Annotated in this window: 22 protein-coding genes; 10 read left to right on the top strand and 12 right to left on the bottom strand. The window is 60.4% G+C overall.

Going from position 1 to position 24,996, the window contains the following annotated elements:
- Positions 1 to 56: 56 nt before the first annotated feature.
- Positions 57 to 521 carry a CopD family protein gene (locus KW846_RS22980; RefSeq protein ID WP_218485556.1) on the bottom strand — a complete coding sequence of 155 codons (465 nt, stop codon included), beginning with the start codon at positions 519 to 521 and terminating at the stop codon, positions 57 to 59.
- Positions 522 to 620: 99 nt separating this feature from the next.
- Here KW846_RS22980 and dinG point away from each other — a divergent pair, with 99 nt between their 5' ends.
- The 5 genes from dinG to pdxH all read left to right on the top strand — a co-directional run bounded on the left by dinG (position 621) and on the right by pdxH (position 8,456).
- Positions 621 to 2,765: an ATP-dependent DNA helicase DinG gene (dinG, locus tag KW846_RS22985; protein ID WP_218485558.1), complete on the top strand. Its 2,145-nt coding sequence runs from the start codon at positions 621 to 623 to the stop codon at positions 2,763 to 2,765.
- 96 nt (positions 2,766 to 2,861) lie between these two features.
- A complete protein-coding gene (locus KW846_RS22990; protein ID WP_218485559.1) occupies positions 2,862 to 5,351 on the top strand; it encodes a beta-galactosidase in 2,490 nt (829 codons plus the stop codon).
- A gap of 167 nt (positions 5,352 to 5,518) precedes the next feature.
- The gene (locus tag KW846_RS22995) at positions 5,519 to 6,664 is read left to right on the top strand and encodes a serine hydrolase domain-containing protein (RefSeq protein ID WP_218485560.1); all 1,146 of its coding nucleotides are present in this window, start codon (positions 5,519 to 5,521) and stop codon (positions 6,662 to 6,664) included.
- Between the two features lie 112 nt (positions 6,665 to 6,776).
- Entirely contained in the window at positions 6,777 to 7,784 is a 1,008-nt protein-coding gene (locus KW846_RS23000) for an OmpA family protein (RefSeq protein WP_218485561.1), read from the top strand.
- A 24-nt stretch (positions 7,785 to 7,808) separates the two neighbouring features.
- Positions 7,809 to 8,456, top strand: a complete 648-nt coding sequence (pdxH, locus tag KW846_RS23005) for a pyridoxamine 5'-phosphate oxidase (RefSeq protein WP_007971615.1) — start codon at positions 7,809 to 7,811, stop codon at positions 8,454 to 8,456.
- A gap of 5 nt (positions 8,457 to 8,461) precedes the next feature.
- Here the strand turns inward: pdxH and KW846_RS23010 are convergent, their stop codons facing one another.
- Positions 8,462 to 8,698 carry a hypothetical protein gene (locus KW846_RS23010; RefSeq protein WP_217837406.1) on the bottom strand — a complete coding sequence of 79 codons (237 nt, stop codon included), beginning with the start codon at positions 8,696 to 8,698 and terminating at the stop codon, positions 8,462 to 8,464.
- Between the two features lie 164 nt (positions 8,699 to 8,862).
- On the opposite strand from KW846_RS23010, the gene KW846_RS23015 reads away from it, so the two are divergent.
- Positions 8,863 to 9,327, top strand: a complete 465-nt coding sequence (locus tag KW846_RS23015) for a glycine zipper 2TM domain-containing protein (RefSeq protein ID WP_007971612.1) — start codon at positions 8,863 to 8,865, stop codon at positions 9,325 to 9,327.
- 103 nt (positions 9,328 to 9,430) lie between these two features.
- Here KW846_RS23015 and nhaA read toward each other — a convergent pair whose 3' ends face one another.
- Positions 9,431 to 10,618, bottom strand: a complete 1,188-nt coding sequence (nhaA, locus tag KW846_RS23020) for a Na+/H+ antiporter NhaA (RefSeq protein ID WP_218485562.1) — start codon at positions 10,616 to 10,618, stop codon at positions 9,431 to 9,433.
- 247 nt (positions 10,619 to 10,865) lie between these two features.
- Here nhaA and KW846_RS23025 point away from each other — a divergent pair, with 247 nt between their 5' ends.
- Positions 10,866 to 11,963: a PLP-dependent cysteine synthase family protein gene (locus KW846_RS23025; RefSeq protein ID WP_177323520.1), complete on the top strand. Its 1,098-nt coding sequence runs from the start codon at positions 10,866 to 10,868 to the stop codon at positions 11,961 to 11,963.
- 95 nt (positions 11,964 to 12,058) lie between these two features.
- Here KW846_RS23025 and KW846_RS23030 read toward each other — a convergent pair whose 3' ends face one another.
- Positions 12,059 to 13,672 (bottom strand): NAD(P)/FAD-dependent oxidoreductase, encoded by a 1,614-nt coding sequence (locus KW846_RS23030; protein ID WP_116580156.1) that lies wholly within the window; start codon positions 13,670 to 13,672, stop codon positions 12,059 to 12,061.
- 95 nt (positions 13,673 to 13,767) lie between these two features.
- Positions 13,768 to 14,436 (bottom strand): COG3650 family protein, encoded by a 669-nt coding sequence (locus KW846_RS23035; protein ID WP_218485563.1) that lies wholly within the window; start codon positions 14,434 to 14,436, stop codon positions 13,768 to 13,770.
- A gap of 173 nt (positions 14,437 to 14,609) precedes the next feature.
- Here KW846_RS23035 and KW846_RS23040 point away from each other — a divergent pair, with 173 nt between their 5' ends.
- On the top strand, positions 14,610 to 14,966 hold the full coding sequence (locus tag KW846_RS23040) for a hypothetical protein (RefSeq protein WP_218485564.1): 357 nt from the start codon (positions 14,610 to 14,612) through the stop codon (positions 14,964 to 14,966).
- Positions 14,967 to 14,978: 12 nt separating this feature from the next.
- On the opposite strand, the gene KW846_RS23045 is transcribed toward KW846_RS23040, so the two are convergent.
- Positions 14,979 to 15,578, bottom strand: a complete 600-nt coding sequence (locus KW846_RS23045) for a short chain dehydrogenase (RefSeq protein WP_218485565.1) — start codon at positions 15,576 to 15,578, stop codon at positions 14,979 to 14,981.
- A 106-nt stretch (positions 15,579 to 15,684) separates the two neighbouring features.
- On the opposite strand from KW846_RS23045, the gene KW846_RS23050 reads away from it, so the two are divergent.
- On the top strand, positions 15,685 to 16,593 hold the full coding sequence (locus tag KW846_RS23050) for a LysR family transcriptional regulator (protein WP_218485566.1): 909 nt from the start codon (positions 15,685 to 15,687) through the stop codon (positions 16,591 to 16,593).
- A 186-nt stretch (positions 16,594 to 16,779) separates the two neighbouring features.
- Here the strand turns inward: KW846_RS23050 and KW846_RS23055 are convergent, their stop codons facing one another.
- The 5 genes from KW846_RS23055 to KW846_RS23075 all read right to left on the bottom strand — a co-directional run bounded on the left by KW846_RS23055 (position 16,780) and on the right by KW846_RS23075 (position 21,783).
- The gene (locus KW846_RS23055) at positions 16,780 to 17,481 is read right to left on the bottom strand and encodes an ABC transporter ATP-binding protein (RefSeq protein WP_015093834.1); all 702 of its coding nucleotides are present in this window, start codon (positions 17,479 to 17,481) and stop codon (positions 16,780 to 16,782) included.
- On the bottom strand, positions 17,482 to 18,249 hold the full coding sequence (gene livG / locus KW846_RS23060; protein ID WP_007976644.1) for a high-affinity branched-chain amino acid ABC transporter ATP-binding protein LivG: 768 nt from the start codon (positions 18,247 to 18,249) through the stop codon (positions 17,482 to 17,484).
- Positions 18,246 to 19,502, bottom strand: a complete 1,257-nt coding sequence (locus KW846_RS23065) for a high-affinity branched-chain amino acid ABC transporter permease LivM (protein WP_007976646.1) — start codon at positions 19,500 to 19,502, stop codon at positions 18,246 to 18,248. The genes livG and KW846_RS23065 overlap by 4 nt, the downstream gene beginning before the upstream one ends.
- Positions 19,499 to 20,422, bottom strand: coding sequence for a high-affinity branched-chain amino acid ABC transporter permease LivH (livH, locus tag KW846_RS23070; RefSeq protein ID WP_007976647.1), 924 nt, complete (start codon positions 20,420 to 20,422; stop codon positions 19,499 to 19,501). The genes KW846_RS23065 and livH overlap by 4 nt, the downstream gene beginning before the upstream one ends.
- 233 nt (positions 20,423 to 20,655) lie before the next feature.
- Positions 20,656 to 21,783 carry a branched-chain amino acid ABC transporter substrate-binding protein gene (locus KW846_RS23075; protein WP_218476763.1) on the bottom strand — a complete coding sequence of 376 codons (1,128 nt, stop codon included), beginning with the start codon at positions 21,781 to 21,783 and terminating at the stop codon, positions 20,656 to 20,658.
- A 350-nt stretch (positions 21,784 to 22,133) separates the two neighbouring features.
- On the opposite strand from KW846_RS23075, the gene KW846_RS23080 reads away from it, so the two are divergent.
- Complete coding sequence (locus tag KW846_RS23080; protein WP_102674187.1) at positions 22,134 to 22,439, top strand: DUF2288 domain-containing protein; 306 nt, start codon at positions 22,134 to 22,136, stop codon at positions 22,437 to 22,439.
- A gap of 284 nt (positions 22,440 to 22,723) precedes the next feature.
- On the opposite strand, the gene KW846_RS23085 is transcribed toward KW846_RS23080, so the two are convergent.
- The gene (locus KW846_RS23085; protein ID WP_218485567.1) at positions 22,724 to 24,922 is read right to left on the bottom strand and encodes a hypothetical protein; all 2,199 of its coding nucleotides are present in this window, start codon (positions 24,920 to 24,922) and stop codon (positions 22,724 to 22,726) included.
- Between the last annotated feature and the right edge of the window lie 74 nt (positions 24,923 to 24,996).

Raw genomic sequence — 24,996 nt, forward strand, 5'->3', positions numbered from 1 at the left:
GGTGCGGCGATCCGACAAGCCCCCTCGCCACAACAGCATCTCCGGCCACAGGTACTTCAAAACATCGGCCGAGCCGCCGCAATCACCACCACAGCCAACCCCACCAACAGATTGATCCCCACCAACCGGCGAATCCGCCCCAGCACACTGGCACCCGCCGGCCAATCCTGTTCGGCCACGGCGGTGCGCAGCTCCGGCAGCATCAGCGCCTGAATGCGGATAAACAGCGCGGTCATCACCACATACAGGCCCATCATCACTTGCACATAGCGCGGTGCGGCTTCAAAGCCGTTGAAGTGCATATGCAGCATGCCCACGCCGCTGACCGGCAACAGCACCACCGCCACCCAGACCCAGCGGAAAAAACCTTGAAACACTTCTACCCACAACTTCAGCCGGGCAGGGCCTTCAAGTGCCGTGATCGCGGCAGGGCGCAGGACCATCCAGGCGAAAAACATGCCGCCGACCCAGACCAGGGCCGCCAGTACATGCAGGCTATATATGAGGCTAAAAGGTGTCATTCGGATACTCCGTTCTGCGCAGGATTCATTAGCGGGGTATGATAGCCGTCGATCCGAACCACTGAAAATTTATCCAGCGTTTTTTGCGCCCGACAATCCATGATCAGCACCGAACTCAAAACCACGATCCAGGGCGCCTACTCGCGTTTTCTCGAAGCCAAGAGCCTCAAGCCGCGCTACGGCCAACGCCTGATGATCGCCGAAATCGCCAAGGTCCTGGGTGACATCGACACCGACGACGAAGGCCGGCGCAGTGGCGACCCCGCGATTGTCGCGGTGGAAGCCGGCACCGGTACCGGCAAGACCGTGGCCTACAGTCTGGCGGCGATCCCCACGGCCAAGGCCGCCGGCAAGCGCCTGGTGATCGCCACGGCCACCGTGGCCCTGCAGGAGCAGATCGTCTACAAGGACTTGCCCGACCTGATGCGCAACAGCGGGCTGAACTTCAGTTTCGCCCTGGCCAAGGGGCGCGGGCGCTACATGTGCCTGTCCAAACTCGACATGTTGCTCCAGGAAGGCCACGCGCAGACTGCCACTGCGCAACTGTTCGAAGAAGAAGGCTTCAAGATCGAGGTCGACGAGGCCAGCCAGAAGCTGTTCACCAGCATGATCGAGAAGCTCGCCGGCAATAAGTGGGACGGCGACCGCGACAGTTGGTCCACCGCCCTGGAAGACGCCGACTGGGCGCGCCTGACCACCGATCACAGCCAGTGCACCAACCGTCACTGCCCGAACTTCGGCCAGTGCGCTTTCTACAAGGCCCGCGAAGGCATGGGCAAGGTCGACGTGATCGTCACAAACCACGACATGGTCCTGGCTGACCTGGCCCTGGGCGGCGGCGCCGTACTGCCGGACCCACGCGACACCATCTACGTGTTCGACGAAGGCCATCACCTGCCGGACAAGGCCATCGGCCACTTCGCCCATTACACGCGCCTGCGCTCCACCGCCGACTGGCTGGAAACCACTGCCAAGAATCTCACTAAACTGCTGGCCCAACACCCGTTGCCAGGCGACCTGGGCAAGTTGATCGAGCAGGTGCCGGACCTGGCGCGGGAGATCAAGACCCAGCAGCAGTTCATGTTCACCGCGTGCGAGCAGATCGCCGATTTCAAACCCGGCGAAGACGTCGAAGGCCGCGAGCGCCCGCGTCACCGATTCGTCGGCGGGGTGATTCCCGAGCACATGCGTGAAATGGGCATCGAACTGAAGAAAGGCTTCGCACGGCTGACCGACTTGTTCACCCGCCTGACCGACCTGCTCAAGGAAGGCATGGACGGCGAGGTCAACATTGGCATCGCCAGCAACCAGGCTGAAGAGTGGTACCCACTGTTCGGCAGCCTGCTGTCGCGCTCTTCCGGCAACTGGGAGCTGTGGACCGCCTTTACCGTCGAAGACCCGGAAGACAACCCGCCCATGGCCCGCTGGCTGACCCTGGCCGAAAGCGGGTCGCTGTTCGACATCGAGGTCAACGCCAGTCCCATCCTCGCGGCGGAAATGCTTCGCCGTAATCTGTGGAACGTGGCGTATGGCTGCCTGGTGACGTCGGCGACCCTGACCGCCCTCGGCACCTTCGACCGCTTCCGCATGCGCGCCGGGCTGCCGAAAAAAGCCGTGACGGCGGTGGTGCCAAGCCCCTTCCATCACGCCGACGCCGGTGTGCTGCGGGTGCCGAACCTGAACGCCGATCCCCGTGATGCAGCGGCACATACCGCCGCTATCATTCGTGATCTGCCGGAACTGGTCGAAGGCTCGCGGGGTACGCTGGTGCTGTTTTCCTCGCGCAAACAGATGCAGGACGTGTTCGATGGCCTGGACCGCGACTGGCGCAAGCAAGTGTTCATTCAGGGCAACCTGTCGAAGCAGGAAACCCTGAACAAGCACAAGGCGCGGGTCGATGGCGGGGATTCCAGCGTGCTGTTCGGCCTGGCGAGCTTCGCCGAAGGCGTCGACTTGCCTGGTGCCTATTGTGAGCACGTGGTCATTGCCAAGATTCCATTCTCGGTACCCGATGATCCCGTCGAAGCGGCGCTGTCAGAATGGATCGAAGCCCGGGGCGGTAACCCGTTCATGGAAATCTCCGTACCGGACGCCTCGCTGAAACTGGTCCAGGCCTGCGGTCGCTTGCTGCGCACCGAAGAAGACCGCGGCACCATCACCTTGCTCGACCGGCGCCTGGTGACCCAGCGCTATGGCAAAGCCATCCTCAACGCGTTGCCGCCGTTCCGTCGAGAAATTTCCTGAAGCACCGGTGGGCAGTTTTGCCCACCGCGTTGTCTATCTCTCTGCCACCGCTTTTTCACTGGCCCATTGAAGGTCGTTAGGGAGAATTTCGTTCTCATGATTTGCCGTTCGTTGCCTGCCGTATTTGCCCTGTTGTTCGCAACACCGCTGTTGGCTGCACCTGCCAGCCAGCAGACGCTGTTCAACTTTGTGCGCCCCGCCGACGTGGTCCAGGTGGCGACACAGGACGCCAGCCTGCCGCAATCCAACGCCGAGCAAACCCCTGAAGACGAAGTGCTGCGCCGGGTGACCTTCAACCCGGTCGCCCGGCCGACGTTGCGCCTGGCCCCGCAAACCGGTGCCTGGGACTGGTCGCAGTCGGGTGTCATGAGCCTGCGGATCCAGAGCGCGATGAACTGGGCGTTGACCCTGTACGTGACCATCCAGAGCAATGACGGCAAGACCCTGGTCAGTCGCGTCGATCTGCCGGCCGGACCGGCGCAAACCCTGTTGGTGCCGCTGCAAGCGACATCGCCGCTGAGCCAGGGCATGAAGGCCGGCCCGCCGATGCCGATGACCGTTGAGGGCCAGCGTGTGTTGCTGGCCAGCAGCTCCGGTGAGCTGGATCGCAGCCAGGTGGTGTCCGTGACATTGTCGATGGACCAGCCCAAAGCCGCGCAAAGCATCCTGCTGGAGCGCTTTGGTGTGCAGGACGGCGAGTCGGTCAGCCAGGCCGTGTATGGCGGGTTGGTGGATGCGTACGGCCAGTCGACCCGGGCCAGATGGCCGGAAAAAGTCAGCAACGACGAGCAGTTGAAAAGCTCCGCCGCCAAAGAACAGCAACAACTGAAAACCTGGCTGGCTGAGCGCGAGAAGTTCTCCCTGGACAAGTTCGGTGGTTTGAGCAAAGGCCCGTCCTTCAAGGCCAGCGGCTTTTTCCGCACCGAGAAGCGCAACGGTCGCTGGTATCTGGTGACGCCTGAAGGCCACCCGTTCTACTCCCTCGGGGTCAATACCCTGGCCCCGGATGTCAACCAGACCTATGTGGCCGGTCGCGAGTGGATGTTCGAGTCCCTGCCCAAGGCTGACGAGGCGCTGGCCAGCCACTACGGCGAAGGCAACAACCGTGGCGGCAATGGTGCCGATCAAGGGCGGGGCTACAATGCCGGGCGCTGGTACGACTTCTATGGTGCCAACCTGCAACGTCTGTATGGCGATCCTTGCGCGTTGGGCAGCGAAACCAAAGCGGGCGTGGCCGCGGCGGCCAAGGCGGATGCGGTTGAAGCGACAGCGACCAAGGCGGCCGAGCAACCTGTCGCTTCTGCAACCGCCGAGTCCGGCGTCGCCGAAGCCGCCAAGACTGAAGCGACGATAACAACAGCGGCAGAGCCAACATCGGTCGAACCGTGCAAAGCGTTGTTCGACGAGCAACGCTGGGCCAGTCACACCCTTGATCGCCTGCAGGCCTGGGGCTTCAACACCATCGGCAACTGGAGCGCCCCGGTACTGGGCAATGCCGATCGCGTGCCATACACCCTGCCGCTGTCGATCGTCGGCGACTATGCCAGCATCAGCACCGGTACCGACTGGTGGGGCGGCATGCCCGATCCGTTCGACCCGCGTTTTGCCATGGCCACCGAGCGAGCAGTGGCGATTGCCGCCCGCGACCATCGTGACGATCCGTGGCTGATCGGTTACTACGCCGACAACGAACTGGCCTGGGCCGGTCCCGGGGAGGATCCGAAAGCCCGTTATGCCCTGGCCTACGGCACCTTGAAAATGACCACCGACGTGCCGGCCAAGCGTGCATTCCTCAAGCAACTGCGTGACAAGTACCGCAATCAGGCGGGCCTGTCGAAAGCCTGGGGCATTGATCTGCCTGCCTGGGAATTGATGGAGGATCCAGGATTCGTGCCACCGCTGCCGAGCGCCGAGCACCCGGAAATCGAAGCCGACTTCAAATACTTCCAGAAGGTCTTTGCCGACACTTACTTCAAGACCATCTCCGACTCACTCAAGTGGCACGCGCCAAACCAGTTGCTGCTCGGTGGCCGTTTCGCCATCAGCACGCCGGAAGCCGTCGAGTCCTGCGCCCAGTATTGCGACGTGCTGAGCTTCAACATGTACACCCTGCAACCCCAGGATGGTTACGACTTCGCCAAGTTGCGCAGTCTCGACAAACCGGTGCTGATCACCGAGTTCAATGTCGGTTCGGCTGATCGTGGGCCGTTCTGGGGTGGCGTCACGCCGTTGGCGAAGGAGGAGGACCGTGGTGCGGCATATGCCAACTTCCTCAAGCAGGCAATGAACGAGCCGTCGATTGTCGGTGTTCATTGGTTCCAGTACCTCGATCAACCGGTCACCGGGCGTCTGCTTGATGGTGAAAACGGTCACTTCGGGTTGGTGGGGATCACGGATCTGCCGTTCCAGGGCTTTGTCGACAGCGTGCGCAAGAGCAACCTGGCGACGGTCGAACAATTGGGCAAAGAGGCTGGGAAGGCGGCTGACGCCGACAAAACCAGCCACGACGCCGAGGGTGGCAGGAAAGCCGAGGCCGGAAAAGGCCCGGGGAAGGGCGCGGGTGGGCATTCCGGTAAAGGCCATTAAAAGCTGAAACCCTGTGGCGAGGGGGCTTGCCCCCGTTGGAGCGCGCAGCGCTCCTACATTTTTCGGCCGCGGCGAAACAACCGCCCAGCCCAACCCTGTTCCCAAAACCCTCAAGGGCTGGAACAATGCCCGCCACTTTGTAGAGCGTTAATCCGGGGGAGTTGCGGGTGCAGATTCAGGGTCATTACGAGCTTAAGTTCGAAGCGGTGCGAGAGGCTTTCGCGGCGCTGTTCGACGATCCCCAGGAGCGTGGCGCAGCATTGTGCATTCGGATTGGTGGCGAAACCGTCCTTGATCTGTGGGCCGGCACCGCCGACAAGGACGGGGCCGAGGCCTGGCACAGTGACACCATCGCCAACCTGTTCTCCTGCACCAAGACCTTTACCGCCGTCACCGCGCTGCAACTGGTGGCCGAAGGCAAGCTGCAACTGGATGCGCCGGTGGCACGCTACTGGCCCGAATTCGCCGCGGCCGGCAAAGCGTCCGTCACCCTGCGACAATTGCTCTGCCATCAGGCCGGTCTTCCGGCATTGCGCGAATTACTGGCCCCCGAAGCCCTCTACGACTGGCAAACCATGGTCGACGCCCTGGCTGGCGAAACGCCGTGGTGGACGCCGGGCGAAGGTCATGGGTATGCGGCGATCACTTATGGCTGGCTGGTCGGCGAATTGCTGCGTCGTGCCGACGGTCGTGGGCCGGGGGAATCCATTGTCGCGCGGGTCGCCAAACCGTTGGGCCTGGACTTCCATGTGGGGCTGGCCGACGAAGAGTTCTATCGCGTGGCCCACATTGCGCGGGGCAAGGGCAATGTCGGCGATGCCGCCGCCCAGCGCCTGCTGCAAGTGACCATGCGTGAGCCAACGGCCATGACGACCCGGGCGTTCACCAACCCGCCGTCGATCATGACCAGCACCAACAAACCCGAGTGGCGACGCATGCAGCAGCCAGCCGCCAATGGCCATGGCAATGCCCGTAGCCTGGCCGGCTTCTACGCCGGCCTGCTCGATGGCAGCCTGCTGGAAAGCGAAATGCTCGATGAGTTGACTCGTGAGCACAGCCTCGGCGAGGACAAGACTTTACTGACCCGGACCCGTTTTGGCCTGGGTTGCATGCTTGATCAACCGGACGTTGCCAATGCCACCTTCGGCCTTGGCCCGCGGGCGTTTGGTCATCCGGGTGCCGGCGGCTCCATCGGCTTTGCCGATCCGGAACACGATGTAGCCTTCGGATTTGTGACAAATACCCTGGGCCCCTACGTCTTGATGGACCCGCGCGCGCAAAAGCTGGTTCGGGTTCTGGCCACTTGTCTGTAAAAGCGGCTATCGGTCTCCAGGGCTGGAACCCGATAGCCTTTTCAGTTTCAAACCGTCAGTTTCTGCGGGCCGTCGTGGCCTGATTTTTTGACTTCATTTTTGTGGATATCCAATGTCATCCAATAAAACCCTCGCTTTGGCCCTGTGTTTCGCCATTACCGGTTGTGCACAGACTCCACAGAAAGACGCGACGGCCCCTGTCGCCAAGACTGAAAGCGCCAGCCACTGGTACTGGCCGTTCGGTTCCGACGACAGCGCCGGCCAGCCCGTGGCCAAGCCGGAGGTGAAACCTGAGGCCAAACCCGTGGCGGTGGCCAAGGCCAAAACCGATAGCGGCAGCAAGTGGTGGTGGCCGTTCGGCGGTAACGAGAAGAGTGCCGCCAAGGCCGTGCCGATGCCCGACCCGAAAGTCACCCAGGCCTGGCTTGACGACTACGAACCGCGTCTGCGCGAGGCGGTCAAGGACAGCAACCTGCAACTCGAGCGCCGCGAAAACGTGCTGGTAGTAACTGCACCGGTCGAAGGCTCGTTCAACCCTGATCGTCCGGCCATGCTGCTGCCGGTCACGCTCGGTCCGTTTACCCGCGTTGCCAAGATCCTTGAAGCCGATCCAAAGACCGCTGTCTTGATCCTCGGCCACAGCGATACGTCCGGCGCGGCGCCTGCCAACGTCAAACTGAGCCAGGAGCGTGCCCAGTCCGTTGCGGCGATTTTCCGTCTCAGTGGCTTGCAGCGTGATCGCCTGATGCTGCGTGGCCTGGGCGGTGATGCGCCGCGTGCCGCCAACGACAGTGCGCAAGGCCGTGCGTTGAACCGCCGTGTGGAACTGCTGGTGACCCCGCAAAACACCATGGTCGCGCTGCTGAGCAAGTACAACATGCCGGCCCCGGCCCCTGTGAGCATGGTTGCAGCCGCTGACGTCAAGCCGGTCGCCAAACCGGTTACACCGGCCCCGGCGACTAAAAAGGCTGCTGTTCCAGCGACGAAAAAAGCCCCGGCGAAAAAAGCGGCGGCCAAGAAAGCACCTGCGAAAACCGCAACGCCGGCGAAGAAAACCACACCAGCCAAAGCCTCCACGGCTGACAAGAAAGTCGTCGCCACCGATACTGCAAAGCAGTGATTCGTTAACCAAAAGGAATGCGCCATGACCCAGGGCCTGGCTGATATGCGTCGTGACTACACCCGTGATGGCCTGACCGAGGCGCAAGCCCCGGCCGAGCCGTTTGCGTTGTTCCACCAGTGGTTCGCCGACGCGGTGAAAACCGAGCAGGCGCCGGTGGAAGCCAACGCCATGACCCTGGCCACCGTTGACCAGGATGGTCGACCGCACTGTCGCATTCTGTTGCTCAAGGGCCTGGACGAGCAGGGCTTCACCTTTTTCACCAACTACGAAAGCGCCAAAGGCCAGCATCTTGCCGCGAACCCGTTCGCGGCCATGACGTTTTTCTGGCCGGCGCTGGAGCGCCAGGTGCGCATCGAAGGGCGGGTGGTGAAAGTGACGCCCGAGGAGTCCGACGCCTATTATCAGGTCCGTCCACTGGGCAGTCGCCTGGGGGCCTGGGCATCGCCGCAAAGCCGCGTGATCGCCGATCGTGGCGAGCTCGAAGCGCTGCTCAAGGACACCGAGCAACGTTTCAGCGACACCCAGCCGCATTGCCCGGAACACTGGGGCGGTTATCGCCTGTTGCCGGAGCGCATCGAGTTCTGGCAGGGCCGCCCAAGCCGCCTGCACGACCGCCTCAATTACCGCCAGCAGGGCGCCGACTGGATTCTTGAACGCCTGGCACCCTGAGCAGTCTACCGATCGGGATAGCCTGCCGCAGCGGCCTCCAGCCACTTCGGCAGGTCTCGACGCTTGATCTTCTGCGCCTGGGCACTCGCCAACTGTTCGAGCATGAAGGCTTTTTTCTGCTCATCCTTGCCAGCCAGCGCTAGCGCCAGGTCGCGGTCCATCCAGCGTTTGATCCGTACGTACAGCCACCAGTGGAAGTACAAACCGGCAACCGTCGTGACGACGATGATAAAGTAGTCCATTGAAATCCTTGGCCTTTGGGCGGTTTTCCGAATTTACCGCTACTGTGTGAGTTCGTGGAGGCGCCTTAACGGAGCCTGAATCAAAACAATTTTACCCGGGCGGTGTCGTGACAGGCGTCAAGCTGCGGAGTTTAATGAACATCTGTTTCTTTGGAGTTGATGCTATGCGTAAGTCTGTTCTGCTGGTTGCTTCCTTTTCCACGATGGCGATGTTGCTCACTGGTTGCCAATCGAGCCTGACCGGTGACTCCTACTCCCGTGACGAGGCGCGTCGCGTGCAGACCGTTCGCATGGGCACCATCGAAGCATTGCGTCCGGTGAAAATCGAAGGCACCAAAACCCCGATCGGCGGCGCTGCAGGCGCAGTGGTTGGCGGCGTTGGCGGCAGCGCCATCGGTGGCGGCAAAGGCAGTATCGTTGCTGCGGTCATCGGCGCAGTTGCCGGCGGCCTGATCGGTTCGGCCGCAGAAGAGGGCATGACCCGCACCCAGGGCGTGGAAATCACCGTGCGCGAAGACGATGGCAGCATGCGTGCCTACGTACAGGAAGTTCAGCCGAACGAAGTGTTCCGTGTTGGCGAGCGTGTGCGCATCGCCAGTGTGAATGGCACCAGCCGCGTTTCGCACTAAGCGCAAACACCGGATAAACAAAAACCCGATCAGGCGACTGATCGGGTTTTTTGTTTTTCAGCGCAGGTGAGTCTTGCTTGGCGTCAGGCGATATCGCGGTTTATCAGGAGGCCAGGCCGGAGTGCTTGCGACTCGCCATCGCGGTCACCGCATAACCGATCAGCGCGGCGAGAATCGAACCGGTCAGGATTCCCATGCGATCCATTCCGGCGAAATCACTTACACCCGGTTCAAAGGCCAGTGAGCCGACAAACAGACTCATGGTGAAACCAATGCCGCAGAGAATCGCCACGCCCAATATCTGGCCCCAATTAGCGCCTTGGGGCAGGGCGGCGATACCGGTTTTCACGGCCAGCCAGGTCAGGCCGAAGACGCCGACAGTCTTGCCCAGCAGCAGCCCGATGGCGATGCCCATGGGAACGTGATGAGTGAAGCTTTCGACGGTGACGCCGCTCAGGGACAGGCCGGCGTTGGCGAAGGCGAACAGCGGCAGGATGCCGTAGGCGACCCACGGGTGCAGGGCATGTTCCAGGGTCAGCAGTGGCGAAGGCTCGGCATTTTTTGTGCGCAGCGGAATGCAGAAGGCAAGCGTTACGCCGGCCAGCGTGGCGTGGACACCGCTCTTGAGCACGCAGACCCAGAGAATCAGGCCAATGATCAGGTACGGCCCGAGCTTGACTACACCAAGCCGGTTCATCCCGATCAGCGCCGCAATACAGGCGGCGGCCAGCGCCAGGGACAGAGTCGACAGCGCGCCGGAATAGAAGATCGCAATGATGATGATCGCGCCGAGGTCGTCGATGATCGCCAGGGTCATCAGGAACAGTTTCAGCGAAACCGGAACTCGTTTGCCTAGCAACGCCAGCACGCCAAGGGCGAAGGCAATGTCGGTCGCAGTCGGGATTGCCCAGCCGTTGAGGGCAGGTGGTGTGTCGCGGTTGAGGTACCAGTAGATCAGCGCCGGCACCACCATGCCACCAATGGCCGCCGCGCCGGGCAGGACGATTTGCGATGGCTTGGACAACTGGCCGTCGAGGACTTCGCGCTTCACTTCCAGGCCGATCAGCAGGAAGAACAGCGCCATCAGGCCATCGTTGATCCATAGCAGCAACGGCTTGGCGATTTTCAGAGCGCCGATCTGGGCCACCACCGGAGTGTCCAGCAGGCCGTTGTACAGCCACGACAGCGGTGAGTTGTTGATGATCAGAGCCAGAACGGCAGCGGCGATCAGTAACAGACCGCTGGCAGCTTCCAACTGAAAGAAACGCGTGAAAGTGCTACGCAGAGGCAAGGTCGCTCTCCATCTGTGAATTCAAAAGGTGTTACACCCTAACAAGTACCGTTAGTTGTTAAAACAAAAGTTATATTCTTTTTTGTTATATCCCGTTACAGAGTGATCCGTCGCCAGCGAGCTGAGCCTAGCAGTTGTCTGGCGTATTGGATCTCAGCTGTACCTGTGCCGGATGCAGGATTTTTCCTAAGCTTGTTGGATGGGCCTCGTACAAAGGCCAACTCCTGCCCGATTCAACGAGAAAACCATCATGAGCGACAACCGACAGTGGTCCCGCGAGGCGATCCGGATCATCGAAGCCGACTTCCAGCGCAGCGCCGACACCCACTTGATCCCCTTGCCGCTTCCGGGTTTTCCGGGCATCGAGTTGTATTTCAAGGATGAGTCCAGCCACCCCACGGGCAGCCTCAAGCACCGCCTGGCCCGTTCGCTGTTCCTGTATGCGCTGTGTAATGGCTGGCTCAAACCCGGTGCGCCGGTCATTGAGGCTTCCAGCGGGTCCACGGCGATCTCCGAGGCGTACTTTGCGCGCATGCTGGGTTTGCCGTTCATTGCGGTGATGCCGGCAACGACCTCAAAGGAAAAGATCGCGCAGATCGCCTTCTACGGTGGCCAAAGTCATCTGGTCGACGACCCGACCCAGATCTACGCCGAGTCCGAGCGCCTGGCTCGTGAGCACGACGGGCACTTCATCGATCAGTTCACCTACGCCGAGCGCGCCACCGACTGGCGAGCGAACAACAACATTGCCGAGTCGATTTTTCAGCAGATGCGATTCGAGCAGCATCCCGAGCCGAGCTGGCTGATTTCCAGCCCCGGTACCGGCGGCACCACGGCCACACTGGGTCGATACGTGCGTTATCGCCAGCATTGCACCCGCGTGCTGTGTGCCGATGCCGAGCGCTCGGTGTTCTTCGATTACTACCAGACCGGCGATGCCAGCCTGCGACTGGACCACGGTTCGCGCATCGAGGGCATCGGCCGGCCGCGTGTGGAAGCATCGTTTCTGCCCAAGGTGATCGACGCCATGGTCAAGGTGCCGGATGCCCTGTCACTGGCGGCCATGCACTACCTGGCGGAACGCCTGGGACGCCATGTGGGCGGGTCGAGCGGGACCAACCTGATCGGCGCCCTGATGGCCGCTCAGCACATGAAAGCGGCAGGGGAGACGGGGTCGATGGTGGCGATTCTGTGTGACAGCGGCGAACGCTATGCCACGACCTATTACGATCCGCAGTGGCTCAAGGCCCAGGGCTATGAGTTGAGTGGTTTGATGGCTGCGGTCGCGGCGACGGTGGAGCGGGGTGAGCCGCTGCCGGCCAGCGTGCTGCGCGCCAATATCTGACACAAATGAAAAGATCGCAGCCTTCGGCAGCTCCTACAAGGGATGGTGTAAATCCTGTAGGAGCTGCCGAAGGCTGCGATCTTTTGCTTTAAACCTTAAGCCTCAAGGCCAAGGATGTCCCGAGCCACAGCCTCGGCGATCCGAATCCCGTCCACACCCGCCGACAGAATCCCGCCCGCATAACCGGCACCTTCACCGGCCGGGAACAAGCCTTTGACGTTCAGGCTCTGCATCGACTCATTGCGGGTAATTCGCAGCGGCGAAGAGGTGCGGGTCTCGATGCCGGTCAACACCGCGTCGTGCAGCGAGTAACCGCGAATCTGCTTCTCGAATGCCGGCAAGGCTTCGCGAATCGCTTCGATGGCGAACGCCGGCAGTGCCAGCGCCAGATCACCCAGGGCAACGCCAGGCTTGTAGGACGGCTCGACGCTGCCCAATTCGGTGGACGGCTTGCCCGCGATAAAATCGCCGACCAGTTGCGCCGGGGCTTCGTAGTTGCTGCCGCCCAGCACAAAGGCGTGGGACTCCAGGCGTTCCTGCAGTTCGATACCGGCCAGCGGGCCGCCCGGATAATCGACTTCCGGCGTGATGCCGACAACGATTCCGGAGTTGGCATTGCGCTCGTTACGCGAGTACTGGCTCATGCCATTGGTGACCACGCGGTTCGGCTCGGACGTCGCCGCCACCACGGTGCCGCCGGGGCACATGCAGAAGCTGTAGACCGAACGGCCGTTCTTGGCGTGGTGCACCAGTTTGTAGTCGGCGGCGCCGAGTTTCGGGTGCCCGGCGTACTTGCCCAGTCGCGCGCGGTCGATCAGCGACTGCGGGTGCTCGATGCGGAAACCCACCGAGAAAGGCTTGGCCTCCATGTACACACCACGGCCGTGGAGCATGCGGAAGGTGTCGCGTGCACTGTGGCCGAGGGCCAGGATCACATGCTTCGAATGGATCTGTTCGCCGCCATTGAGCTCGACGCCGACCAGTTGGCCATCGTCGATCAGCACGTCGGTGACACGCTGCTGGAAGCGCACTTCGCCGCCCAGGGCGCGAATCTGCTCACGCATGTTTTCCACCACGCCGGTCAGGCGGAACGTACCGATGTGCGGCTTGCTGACGTAGAGGATTTCTTCCGGTGCGCCGGCCTTGACGAACTCGTGCAGGACCTTGCGACCGAGGAACTTCGGGTCCTTGATCTGGCTGTACAGTTTGCCGTCGGAGAATGTCCCTGCGCCGCCTTCGCCGAATTGCACGTTGGATTCCGGGTTGAGCACGCTTTTGCGCCACAGGCCCCAGGTGTCCTTGGTGCGCTGGCGGACTTCGGTGCCACGTTCGAGGATGATCGGCTTGAAACCCATTTGCGCCAGCAGCAGCCCGGCGAAAATCCCGCACGGACCGAAGCCGACGACGATCGGACGTGCGCTCAGGTCGGCCGGTGCCTGGCCAACCATTTTATAGCTGACATCCGGCGCCACGTTGACGTTACGGTCATCGGCGAACCTGTGCAGCACCGCCGCCTCGTCGCGAACTTCAAGGTCGATGGTGTAGATGAAGCACAGCTCGGAGGACTTTTTACGCGCATCGTAGCTGCGCTTGAACAAGGTGAAGTCGAGCAGGTCATCGCTGGCAAGCCCCAGGCGCTGCACGATGGCAGGGCGCAGGTCTTCATCGGGATGGTCGATCGGCAACTTGAGTTCGGTGATTCGTAACATGGCGGGATCCGGTTCGCGGGGCGCACAACTGCGCCAGGGCGTTTGAAACCCGCGATTATAAGCCGCAAAGGCACAGGCCCGTGAGGCTTAAACGATCAGTCGTCGCGCGATCCGCCGAAATACCCGCAGCCGCGCTGTACCTGGCCGTCGATGCGCAGCTCGGCGCTCATGTGCTGGATGCTGCCGGTGCTGCTGTCGACGCAGCGTTGCGGTGCAACCCACAGTTCAATGTGCTGGTTGTTGGCTTCGGTGCTGAGGTTGAAACGGCCATCACCCAGTTGCTCTTCGACGTAAGGCACGGCCAACGGCGGCTGGCCGGCCCGGTCGAGGACCATGCCTTTGCCGCTGACTTTCACGCTCCACTCCGGGGTATGGCCGGCGGCGCGCAGGATCAGCAGCTTGAAATTCGGATCCTCACACGCGTTGCCCGAGCGCTCGACGCGGTACAACTGCTCCAGATCGAGCTGGCCGTCACCACCGCTGCCGGCCACAACCCGCCCGCGCACGTCGGCAAACAGCTTGCCTTGCTTGTCCGCCAGGCTGGCGGCCTGCTGCAGGACGCTGGTACCGCCAGTGTCGTTGACCACGTAGCGCGCAGACTGGTTGCACGGCTGGAACAGCAGTTTGCCGTCCGCCGCGGTCAACTGGCCTTGCATGCGTGTCTGGCCGACATGGGAGGCGTTCTGCCGCTCACCTTCGAACAACTGGCAAGCGGCGAACAGCGGAAGCAGGGCAACGAGGACTAAGGAACGGGCAACACGCATCTTGGGGTCTCCTGACAAGTGCTGCCACGTTACTCAGGCTGACCGTTCATCACAAGGCTGGAGTGGGGCTCTGGCAAAGGGAAGGGCGATTTGCGGCAACATCTTGTGAATTATTCCGATGCCGAGTGTCAGGATCCCAAAGGTAAGCTGCCGCTTTTTTGCAGGCAGCGGATATGAAACAGGCAATGGGCTGGAAGATCGGGTTGTTTCTGATGGTGATGACGGGGGCCACTGGCAGTCACGCTGCCGAGATCAATTTGTCTTCGGCAACCGACTTCACCCGGATGGAGTTGCTGTTGAAGGACAGCGACAGGCTTCATTCGGCATTTGAAATGAATGTCACGCTCAGTCCTGAAGCAGCTGAGCGTATGCAGCGCATTACCCGTGAATCGATAGGCCAGAAATTGACGCTGTCGATCAATGGCTGGAAGATTTCTACGGGGACAGTGCAATCGGCCTTGGGTTCGCAGTTTCTGGTGTTCATCCCGAAAACCGTCGCCAAAGACCTATTGCCCACGTTGATTGATTGAGCAGGAACCGGCTCAGCCGACGTGAAAGGTCTGTCCTGTCTGCAGGCCTTCTACGCTTTTGGCGTAGGCCAAGGCCACATCTACTGCTGGCACGGGCTTGAAGCCTCGGAAGTACGGCGCGTATTTGCCCATGGCTTCGACCAGGACGTTGGGGCTGATCGAGTTCACCCGCAGACCGCGCGGCAGTTCGATGGCGGCGGCGCGAACGAAGCTGTCCAGCGCACCGTTGACCAGCGCCGCCGAGGCGCCACTGCGAATCGGGTCGTGGCTGAGTACGCCGGTAGTGAAGGTGAACGACGCACCGTCATTGGCGAAGTCGCGGCCGATCAACAGCAAATTGACCTGACCCATGAGCTTGTCTTTCAGGCCCAGGGCAAAGCTTTCTTCGGTCATCTCGCTCAGCGGTGCGAAGGTCACGTTGCCAGCGGCACACACCAGGGCATCGAATTTACCGGTCTGCTCGAACAGTTTGCGAATCGAGGCGCTGTCGCTGATGTCCACCTGAAAGTCGCCGCTGTTGCGGCCAATCCGGATGATTTCGTGGCGTTGCGACAGTTCCTTGTCGACTGCCGAACCGATGGTGCCGTTTGCGCCGATCAAAAGAATTTTCATGGGGGTTGATCCTCGTATGGGTTGAACGAGGTATCAGTGTAGGGTGGTTTTTTTTGTAGATAAGCGCGCTAATAGGCAACCTTTGGTTTTCAAATGGAAACAATCCATGAGCGAGATGGATGACCTGGCCGCGTTCGCCGTATTGATCGAAGCGGGAAGTTTCACCCTGGCGGCGCAGCAGCTCGGTTGCAGCAAAGGCCAGTTGTCCAAGCGCATCAGCCAGCTGGAAGCGCAGTTTTCCGTGGTGCTGTTGCAACGTACCACTCGCCGCTTGAGCCTGACCGCCGCTGGCGCTGCGTTGTTGCCCCAGGCACAGGCGCTGGTGGTGCAAGTCGAGCGGGCACGTCAGGCCCTGGCGCGTTTGAAGGACGACATGGCCGGCCCGGTGCGGATGACGGTACCGGTGTCGCTCGGGGAAACCTTCTTCGATGGTCTGTTGCTGGAGTTCTCGACAAAGTATCCCCAGGTGCAGATCGAGCTGGAGCTCAACAACAGCTACCGCGAATTGTCCCGGGACGGATTCGACCTGGCGATCCGCTCTGACGTGGCCCTTGACCAGAGGCTGGTCGCGCGCCCATTGCTGGCGTGGCAGGAACTGACCTGTGCCAGCCCGGCTTATCTGGAGCAATACGGTGAACCGCAAACACCCCAGGCGCTGGCCGAACATCGCTGCCTGCTCAACAGCCATTACAGCGGCCGCGAAGAATGGCTGTATCACCAGCAGCATGAGTTGTTGCGGGTGCGGGTGTCGGGGCCGTTCGCCAGCAACCACTACAACCTGTTGAAGAAAGCCGCACTGGTTGGCGCCGGTATTGCGCGCCTGCCGTCCTACTGTTTGCCAGCGGAGCTGGCGGACGGGCGTTTGCGATGGCTGCTGCGCGACTATCAGACCCGCAGCATGCCGATGTACCTGGTGCATCCGTATCAGGGTGGATTGCCCAAGCGTACGCAGGTGCTGGCGGATTATTTGATCGGCTGGTTCAAGCGCAGTGGGGAGGTGCTGGATCGGTTGTAATGGATTGTACAAAACCTGTGGGAGCGGGCTTGCTCGCGAATGCGGCGTGTCAGACAACAACCATGTCGACTGACCCTCCCTATTCGCGAGCAAGCCCGCTCCCACAAGGGATCTTCAGCGTTGTGGAAAGGGTGTCAGGCATAAAAAACGGCCTGCAAAGGCCGTTTTTTGTTTTACCGCAAAGGCTCAACCACCGAGGTACGCTTCGCGCACTTTCGGGTCGGTCAGCAGCGCTTCACCGGTGCCTTGCATCACTACCCGGCCGTTCTCCAGAACGTAGGCGCGGTCAGCGATTTTCAGTGCCTGGTTGGCGTTTTGCTCGACCAGGAACACCGTCACACCATCCTTGCGCAGCTGTTCGATGATGTCGAAGATCTGCTGGATGATGATCGGTGCCAGACCCAGCGACGGCTCGTCGAGCAGCAACAGCTTGGGCTTGCTCATCAGGGCACGGCCGATGGCGAGCATTTGCTGTTCGCCGCCGGACATGGTGCCGCCACGCTGGTTGAAGCGCTCTTTCAGGCGTGGGAAAAGTCCGAGGACCTTGTCCATCTGTTCCTGATAGTCGCCCTTGGCGGTGAAGAAACCGCCCATCGACAGGTTTTCTTCTACGGTCAGCCGGGAAAACACCCGACGACCTTCCGGCACCACGGCAATGCTCTTGCGCATGATCTGCGAAGAGTCCTGGCCGACCAGTTCCTCACCCATGTAGCGGATGCTGCCGCTGTGGGCGCGCGGCGAACCGCAAAGCGTCATCAGCAGCGTGGACTTGCCGGCACCGTTGGCGCCGATCAGGGTCACGATCTCGCCCTGGCGGACTTCGACGTTGACGCTGTGCAGGGCCTGGATCTTGCCGTAGAAGGTGGAAACGTTTTCGAACTGCAGCATTTACGCTTCCCCCAGGTAGGCTTTGATCACTTCAGGATTGTCGCGGATCTGTTCCGGCGTGCCGTTGGCCAGGGGCGTACCCTGGTTGATCACGACGATGTGGTCGGAAATGCTCATGACCAGTTTCATGTCGTGTTCGATCAGCAGCACGGTCACGTTGTGCTCTTCACGCAGCACACTGATCAGCGCCTTGAGGTCTTCGGTTTCCTTCGGGTTCAGGCCGGCGGCCGGTTCGTCGAGCATGAGGATCCGCGGACGGGTCATCATGCAGCGGGCGATTTCCAGGCGACGTTGCTGACCGTAGGCCAGGGTGCCGGCCGGACGGTTGGCGAACTCACGCAGATTGACCTTGTCCAGCCAGTATTCGGCGTACTCCATGGCCTCGCGCTCGCTCTTGCGGAACGACGGGGTCTTGAACAGACCGGACAGGAAGTTGGTGTTCAGGTGACGGTGCTGGGCGATCAAGAGGTTCTCGACCGCGGTCATGTCCTTGAACAACCGTACGTTCTGGAAGGTCCGTACCACGCCTTTGAGGGCGATCTTGTGACCTGGCAGGCCTTCGATCGGCTCGCCGTCCAGCAGGATGCTGCCGCCGCTCGGCTTGTAGAAGCCGGTCAGGCAGTTGAACACGGTGGTCTTGCCGGCGCCGTTAGGGCCGATCAATGCCACCACTTGTTTCTCTTTCACGCTCAAGGCCACGCCATTGACCGCCAGCAAGCCGCCGAAGCGCATGCTCAGGTTTTCTACTTTCAGGATCTCGCGGCTCATTTGCGCAGCTCCATGTGAGGACGTTGCATGGGCAGCAGACCCTGAGGGCGCCAGATCATCATCAGTACCATCAAGGCACCGAACATCAACATGCGGTACTCACTGAACTCACGCATCATTTCCGGCAGCAGGATCATCACCACGGCAGCGAGGATCACGCCCAGCTGCGAGCCCATGCCACCGAGCACCACGATGGCGAGGATGATCGCCGACTCGATGAAGGTGAAGGACTCCGGCGTCACCAGGCCCTGGCGAGCGGCGAAGAAACTGCCGGCGAAACCGGCGAAGCTCGCACCCAGGGTGAAGGCCGACAACTTGATGATGGTCGGGTTCAGGCCCAGCGCACGGCAGGCGATCTCGTCTTCACGCAACGCTTCCCAGGCACGGCCCAACGGCATGCGCAGCAAACGGTTGATGACGAACAGCGCAGCCAGTGCCAGGAACAGGGCAACGAGGTAAAGGAAAATCACCTTGTTGATCGAGTTGTATTCCAGACCGAAGTACTCATGGAAGGTTTGCAGGCCTTCCGCGGCCTTGCGTTCGAAGGTCAGGCCGAAGAACGTCGGTTTCTCGATGTTGCTGATGCCGTTCGGACCGCCAGTGAGGCCGGTCAGGTTGCGCAGGAACAGGCGAATGATTTCACCGAAGCCCAGGGTCACGATCGCCAGGTAGTCACCGCGCAAGCGCAGTACCGGGAAGCCGAGCAGGAAGCCGAAGGTGGCCGCCATCAGGCCGGCAATCGGCAGGCAGATCCAGAAGCTCAGGCCGTAGTAGTGCGACAGCAGCGCGTAGCTGTAGGCGCCGACGGCATAGAAACCGACGTAACCGAGGTCGAGCAGGCCAGCCAGGCCGACCACGATGTTCAGGCCGAGGCCGAGCATCACGTAGATCAACACCAGGGTTGCGATATCCACCGCACCGCGGGAGCCGAAGAACGGCCAGACCAGGGCACCGGCGATCAGCGCGATGATGATCCAGCGTTGCGTGGTCGGCAGGGTCAGGAAGTTGCTGGCCTTGGCCGGAATCAGCGGCATGCTTGGCGACGAACGCCAGGCCGAGCTGATCTGCTGGTCGAACAGCACACGCAGGAACATCAGCACCGAACACACCGCGATGGTGATCAGGGTGGCGTCACTGGTGCCATGAACTTCGAGGTTGATGCCGACGATGGTCAGCTTCAGACCGAGTACCGGGTAGGCCACGGCCCACACCAGCAAGGCGCTGAACAGCGCTTGTTTAAGATTCCTAGTCATACCTTCTCAACCTCCGGACGGCCCAGCAGGCCGGTTGGCCGGAACAACAGCACCAGAACCAGCAGGCCGAACGCCACGACGTCCTTGTACTGGTCGCCGAAGATATCGGCACCAAAGGCTTCCGCCACACCCAAAACAAGCCCGCCGAGCATGGCGCCCGGAATGCTGCCGATACCGCCCAGTACCGCGGCGGTGAAGGCCTTGAGGCCGACGAGGAAACCGGCGTTCGGGTTGATCACGCCGTATTGCATGCTCAGCAGCACGGCGGCGATGGCTGCCAGCGCGGCACCGATGACGAAGGTCAGGGCGATGATGTTGTTGGTGTTGATACCCAGCAGGTTGGCCATCTTGATGTCTTCGGCGCAGGCGCGGCAGGCGCGGCCCAGGCGAGAGCGGGAGATGAACAGCGTCAGGCCGAGCATGGCGACCAGGGTCACCACGAACACCACGATTTGCATGTAGGAAATCAGCACTTCATGTGCGCCACCTGGCCCAAAGGCAATATTGCCCGGAATCAGGTTGGGGATGGATTTGTCCTTGGAGTCTTGCGCCAGCAGAACGGTGTTCTGCAGGAAGATCGACATGCCGATGGCGGAGATCAGCGGGATCAGACGGTTGCTGCCGCGCAATGGGCGGTAGGCGATCCGTTCGATGCTGTAGCCATAGGCACTGGTGACAACGATGGTTGCAAGGAAAGCGGCGGTCATCAACAGCGGAACGCTGTCGAGGCCCAGCATGGCCAGCCCGGCGATGGCGATGAACGCCACGTAGGAGCCGATCATGTACACCTCGCCGTGGGCGAAGTTGATCATTCCAATGATGCCGTAGACCATCGTATAGCCGATGGCGATCAGGGCATACGTGCTGCCAATGGTCATGCCATTAACCAGCTGTTGGAAAAAGTGATAGATGTCAGGCATTACAGCGCTCCTAAAAACCTGATACGCATTTCACTGGTGGAGTCATTTTCCCGCCCGAGCCCCGCGGATCTGCATCCACTTCGAATTCGGGGTTTGCCAGCGAACCGCTGATGACGGTTTTGAGATTTTCAGGTGGGGAGACTGGCGGATCACGCCAGCGCGGCCCAAGTACGTTCGTAAAACAAAGCCCACGGCACGCCGTGGGCTTTATTGGCAGTCAGTCAGGCAACGCCTTACTGAGGCTTGGCTTCAGTTTTTGGTTTGCCGAAGTGCCACTCGTAAACCACAAATTTGAAGTCCTTCAGGTCGCCCTTGGCGTCGAAGCTCAGGTCGCCAGTCGGGGTCTTGAAGGTGCCTGCGTGGATGGCTTCAGCCACTTTGGCTGCGTCTTCGGACTTGGCAGCCTTGATACCATCGGCAATCACGGTCACAGCCGAGTAGGCCGGGAACACGAACGGACCGCTCGGGTCTTCTTTCTTGGCTTTGAACGCATCAGCCAGGGCAACGTTGGCCGGATCCTGGTCGAAGGATTTCGGCAGGGTCACCAGCAGACCTTCGGAAGCGTCTTTGGCGATCTGCGAAATGGAGTCGTTACCCACGCCTTCCGGACCCATGAACCTGGCTTTCAGGCCTTTTTCCTGGGATTGACGCAGGATCAGACCCAGCTCCGGGTGGTAGCCGCCGTAGTAGACGAAGTCGACGTTGGCTTGCTTGAGCTTGGCGATCATCGAGGAGAAGTCTTTGTCGCCGGCGTTGACGCCTTCGAACACGGCGACTTTTACGCCTTTCTTCTCCAGGGTGGTTTTGACGGCGGTGGCGATGCCTTCACCGTACTGCTGTTTGTCGTGCAGGACAGCAACGATTTTCGGTTTGACGAAGTCGGCGATGTAGTTACCGGCGGCAGGGCCCTGGGCGCTGTCCAGACCGATGGTGCGGAACACCATTTTGTAACCACGATTGGTGATGTCCGGGCTGGTGGCGGCCGGGGTGATCATGATCACGCCTTCGTCTTCGTAGATGTCCGAAGCCGGTTGAGTGGAGCTGGAGCACAGGTGGCCAACCACGAACTTGACGCCGTCGTTGACGACTTTGTTCGCGACCGCTACCGCTTGTTTTGGATCACAGGCGTCATCGTATTCAACGGCTTCGAGTTTCTTGCCGTCTACGCCGCCTTTGGCGTTGATCTGCTCGATGGCCATTTTGGCGCCGCTGAACTGCATGTCGCCGTATTGGGCTACAGGACCGGTTTTAGGGCCGGCGATGCCGATCTTGATGGTGTCAGCTGCGAACGAATGGCTGGCAACCCCGGCCAGAACCATAGCGGCAAACAGTTTGGAAATCTGCTTAGTAGCCTTAGTCATAGTGCTCCACTCTTACTGTTGTAGTTTTTATAGTCCTGGCGCCGAAAGCAGCAGAACCGGGTCAGATATCTACGACATTCCCCGGAAAAGCCCCTCGGCAACTGTACCGGTACAGTGTAGAGCGCCGATTGTCAGCCTGGGAAGGCAGCGCCGAGGGGCAAAACCTGCAAGTGTCGCTTTATTGAAAGAAAAAGACAGAATTGCGGCGGGGCGTTGACGGGCTTATAGCCGTATTCAGTGCATTCCCTGGCTTTCCTGCGCTTTTCATTTCGGTCACTCAATTGCAACCGGGTTTTTCTGCCAGTCCACCGACGTTATCATCTGCGTCGATTTCTTTTCCGGACAGTCCCATGAATCAAGAACCTAGCACCCTCTATGCCAAGCTGCTTGGTGAAACCGCATCTATTACCTGGAAAGAGTTGGAGCCATTCTTTGCCAAGGGTGCCCTATTGTGGGTCGATCCTGGCCTGGATCTGATCGCCGCCGCCGAGGCCGTGGCCCAGGATGAAGGGGAGAAAGTGGCTGCCTGGCTGGCTGCCGACAAGCTCGCCAAGCTGTCTGAAACGCGGGCGCTGGATCTTTTTGAACGTGATCCGCAGTTGTGGGCGGTGGTTGTTTCGCCGTGGATTCTGATCCAGGAAAGGGCGCAGGTTTGAAAGGTTGCACCGGCTTGGTGCGCGCCTTTCCCGCAAGAAAGTGTGTAGCCGAGTAGCGTGATGGCATGTTGCCGTAGAGAAAGGCCACAGCCTCACGGTGACGTAAACGTAACGGGAACAGTTGAGAGAGCAGTTGAACGGCTGCTCAATTGTTTCTGGATGTTGATTAGCGGTGAATTCAAGGCCGCCTTCGCGAGCAAGCCCGCTCCCACATTTAACCGTGTTCTTCCAGAAGGAATGCAGTCGAATGTGGGAGCGGGCTTGCTCGCGAATGGGGGTGACGCTTAGTAAGCGGTCTTGCCCGTATGGTTATTCAGCGAAATAACCTTGGTCTTGCCAATGCGGTGACGATAGATCTCGCGCAGGTACTTGATCGCTTTCTTCACGCAATCGCGCGACAGGCGGATGTCGTTGATCGAGACGAATTTTTCCTTGTCGTTGATCAGCTCGCGATATTTCTTCTCATACATCGGCTTGATCGCGTACCAGTTGGTATCGAGGATCTTCGCCGGGTTCTCGAATTCATTGAGCAAGTCGTCGATACGGCCTTCGTCGAATTCTTCCTGGACGATGAAGTCCAGGATCGAGTTGTCCAGGGTTTCGTCGAAACGGTAGGCAGGCTTCGCAAAGCAGCGTTTGATAAAGGCTACGATCAGCGTCAGGAAATCGTCCGACAGGCACGGGCTCTTGGCGATCAGGGTGGTCAGGGACAGGTTGGCCGAGGCACCGATCACCAGCGCGTAGCGCTTGAGCGTGGTGTTGGGGAACAGGCTGTTGAGGTGGGTCTTCAACCGGTTCAGGTCCATGTAGGACAGTTTGTAGTCCTTCGGCAAGGAAACAATCGACACCACCGACGAGCAATTCTTGAAGAAGTGCAGGTCGTGCAGGGCCGCCGCGTCGTAACCCGAGTTCTTGTACTGCTCCAGCGACGCGCGATAGCGCTTGGACTCGATCGGCAGCAGGCTGATGCCTTCGATGGCCTGGGTGACCTTGTTGAAGTGCGGCAGGTCGATCGAACGGAAAAACAGGTCGTCGATGTTCAGGCGCTGCGGCTCTTTCTCGAACACCTTGAACTTGTCGCTGCTTGGCGGCGGGGTTTCCGGCACCACGGACTCGGCATAGGCAATCGCCACCGGGCCGGCCAGGCTCATGAACAGGTCGTTGGCGTCCAGGCGAATGGTTTCGCCGATGTCGATGCCGGCCCGACGGAAATAGTTCTGGTCGTAGTCGGTGGTAACTGCCTGAGCCGTCAGAATGTTGAATATCTGCTGCGAGATGTACTGGTTGGCGTGCTTTTCCATGGCATTGACATCAATGTTCTGGATATTGCCGTCATCGTTCTCTTCGGCGTAACGCATGATGTCGTTGGAAATCAGCATCATCGCGTTCCATGGGCGGATGCGACCCATGACGCTGGCTTCGCTGCTGTCTTCGTTGGCGAAGTTGTAGGAGAAGTCCCACTCTTCCGACAGGTATTTGCACAGCAGCCGGCCAGCGTTGATGTGCAGGGCCTCGGACATTTCACTGCGGTGGTCGGAAATGTTCGGCAGCACGCAGATGCCGCTGGTGAAAATCGGCTCGAAGACGAAGGAGTGGCCGCTCTTGCTGTCGTGCTCGTCCATCGGTTTGGTGTCGAACGTCTTGTTCATGTACGAGTGCTGCTGGGCCAGGCCGAACTCCGAGGCCATGCCCGAACCGGTACCGCCACCGGCACTGAAGATCGAGAAATACAGGCGCGACTGGTTGGCCTTGATGCCGCAGCTGTCGATCAGGTACGAGTGAATCATTTTCCAGTCAGGGCTGGAGAAACGCTGGGTGTCCTTGTTCAGGATGATCTTGGCCAGGTACTGGCCGAGGATCGGCGCGTTACCGGCGCCACCGGCGTGGACCTCCGACAAGTCCATGATTTTCATTTTGCTGTAGTCGCGCAGGAAGCCGCTTTTCTCGCCCTTGCGTGAGAAACGGATGCGTCCGGCGATGTCCTTGTCCAGGTCGCCGAGCATCACCAGCGGCTCGACCAGAAACACCGGTTTGGTGTTCTTGTTCTGGCCCAGGCGCAGGTTGTTGCGGATCCACTGGGCCGGGCTGTAGCCCTTTTCGGCAAAACGCTTGTCCGGTGACAGGCGATCTTCGTTGTTGAATTCGTTGAGGTAGAACTTGCGGGCGTTGTACACCAGCTCTGCCACGTCCAGCGCAATGTTCGAGCCGCAGCGGCCCAGGCCGATCAGGCACACCGAGGGGAATTCCTGGTCGCTGTGTTGTTCGCTGTCGCCTTCCGGATGCGGTGGTCGCGGGAACACCATGTCGCGCAGGCCGTCGAGGTTATCGAGGATACGGTCGGTGTTGGTTTCGGTGAAGTAGAGGTATTGCTGGGTCGCCAACGGGCGGGATTGAATCAATGGCTTCGGTGATGACGGGCTGTTGGCCGCGGGGCTCAACGTCAGATCGGTTACCGCAGTGGCCGGGTTGTTTTTAGAAGTCATTGTTCGCCATCTACCTGGGCTGATTGGTTGGCCGACTCTCTGTCGTCGACCCGTCACGGAGTGGAATCGCGTCT

It is taken from the genome of Pseudomonas sp. PDM32 (assembly GCF_019219225.1).
GTDB lineage: Bacteria > Pseudomonadota > Gammaproteobacteria > Pseudomonadales > Pseudomonadaceae > Aquipseudomonas > Aquipseudomonas laurylsulfatiphila.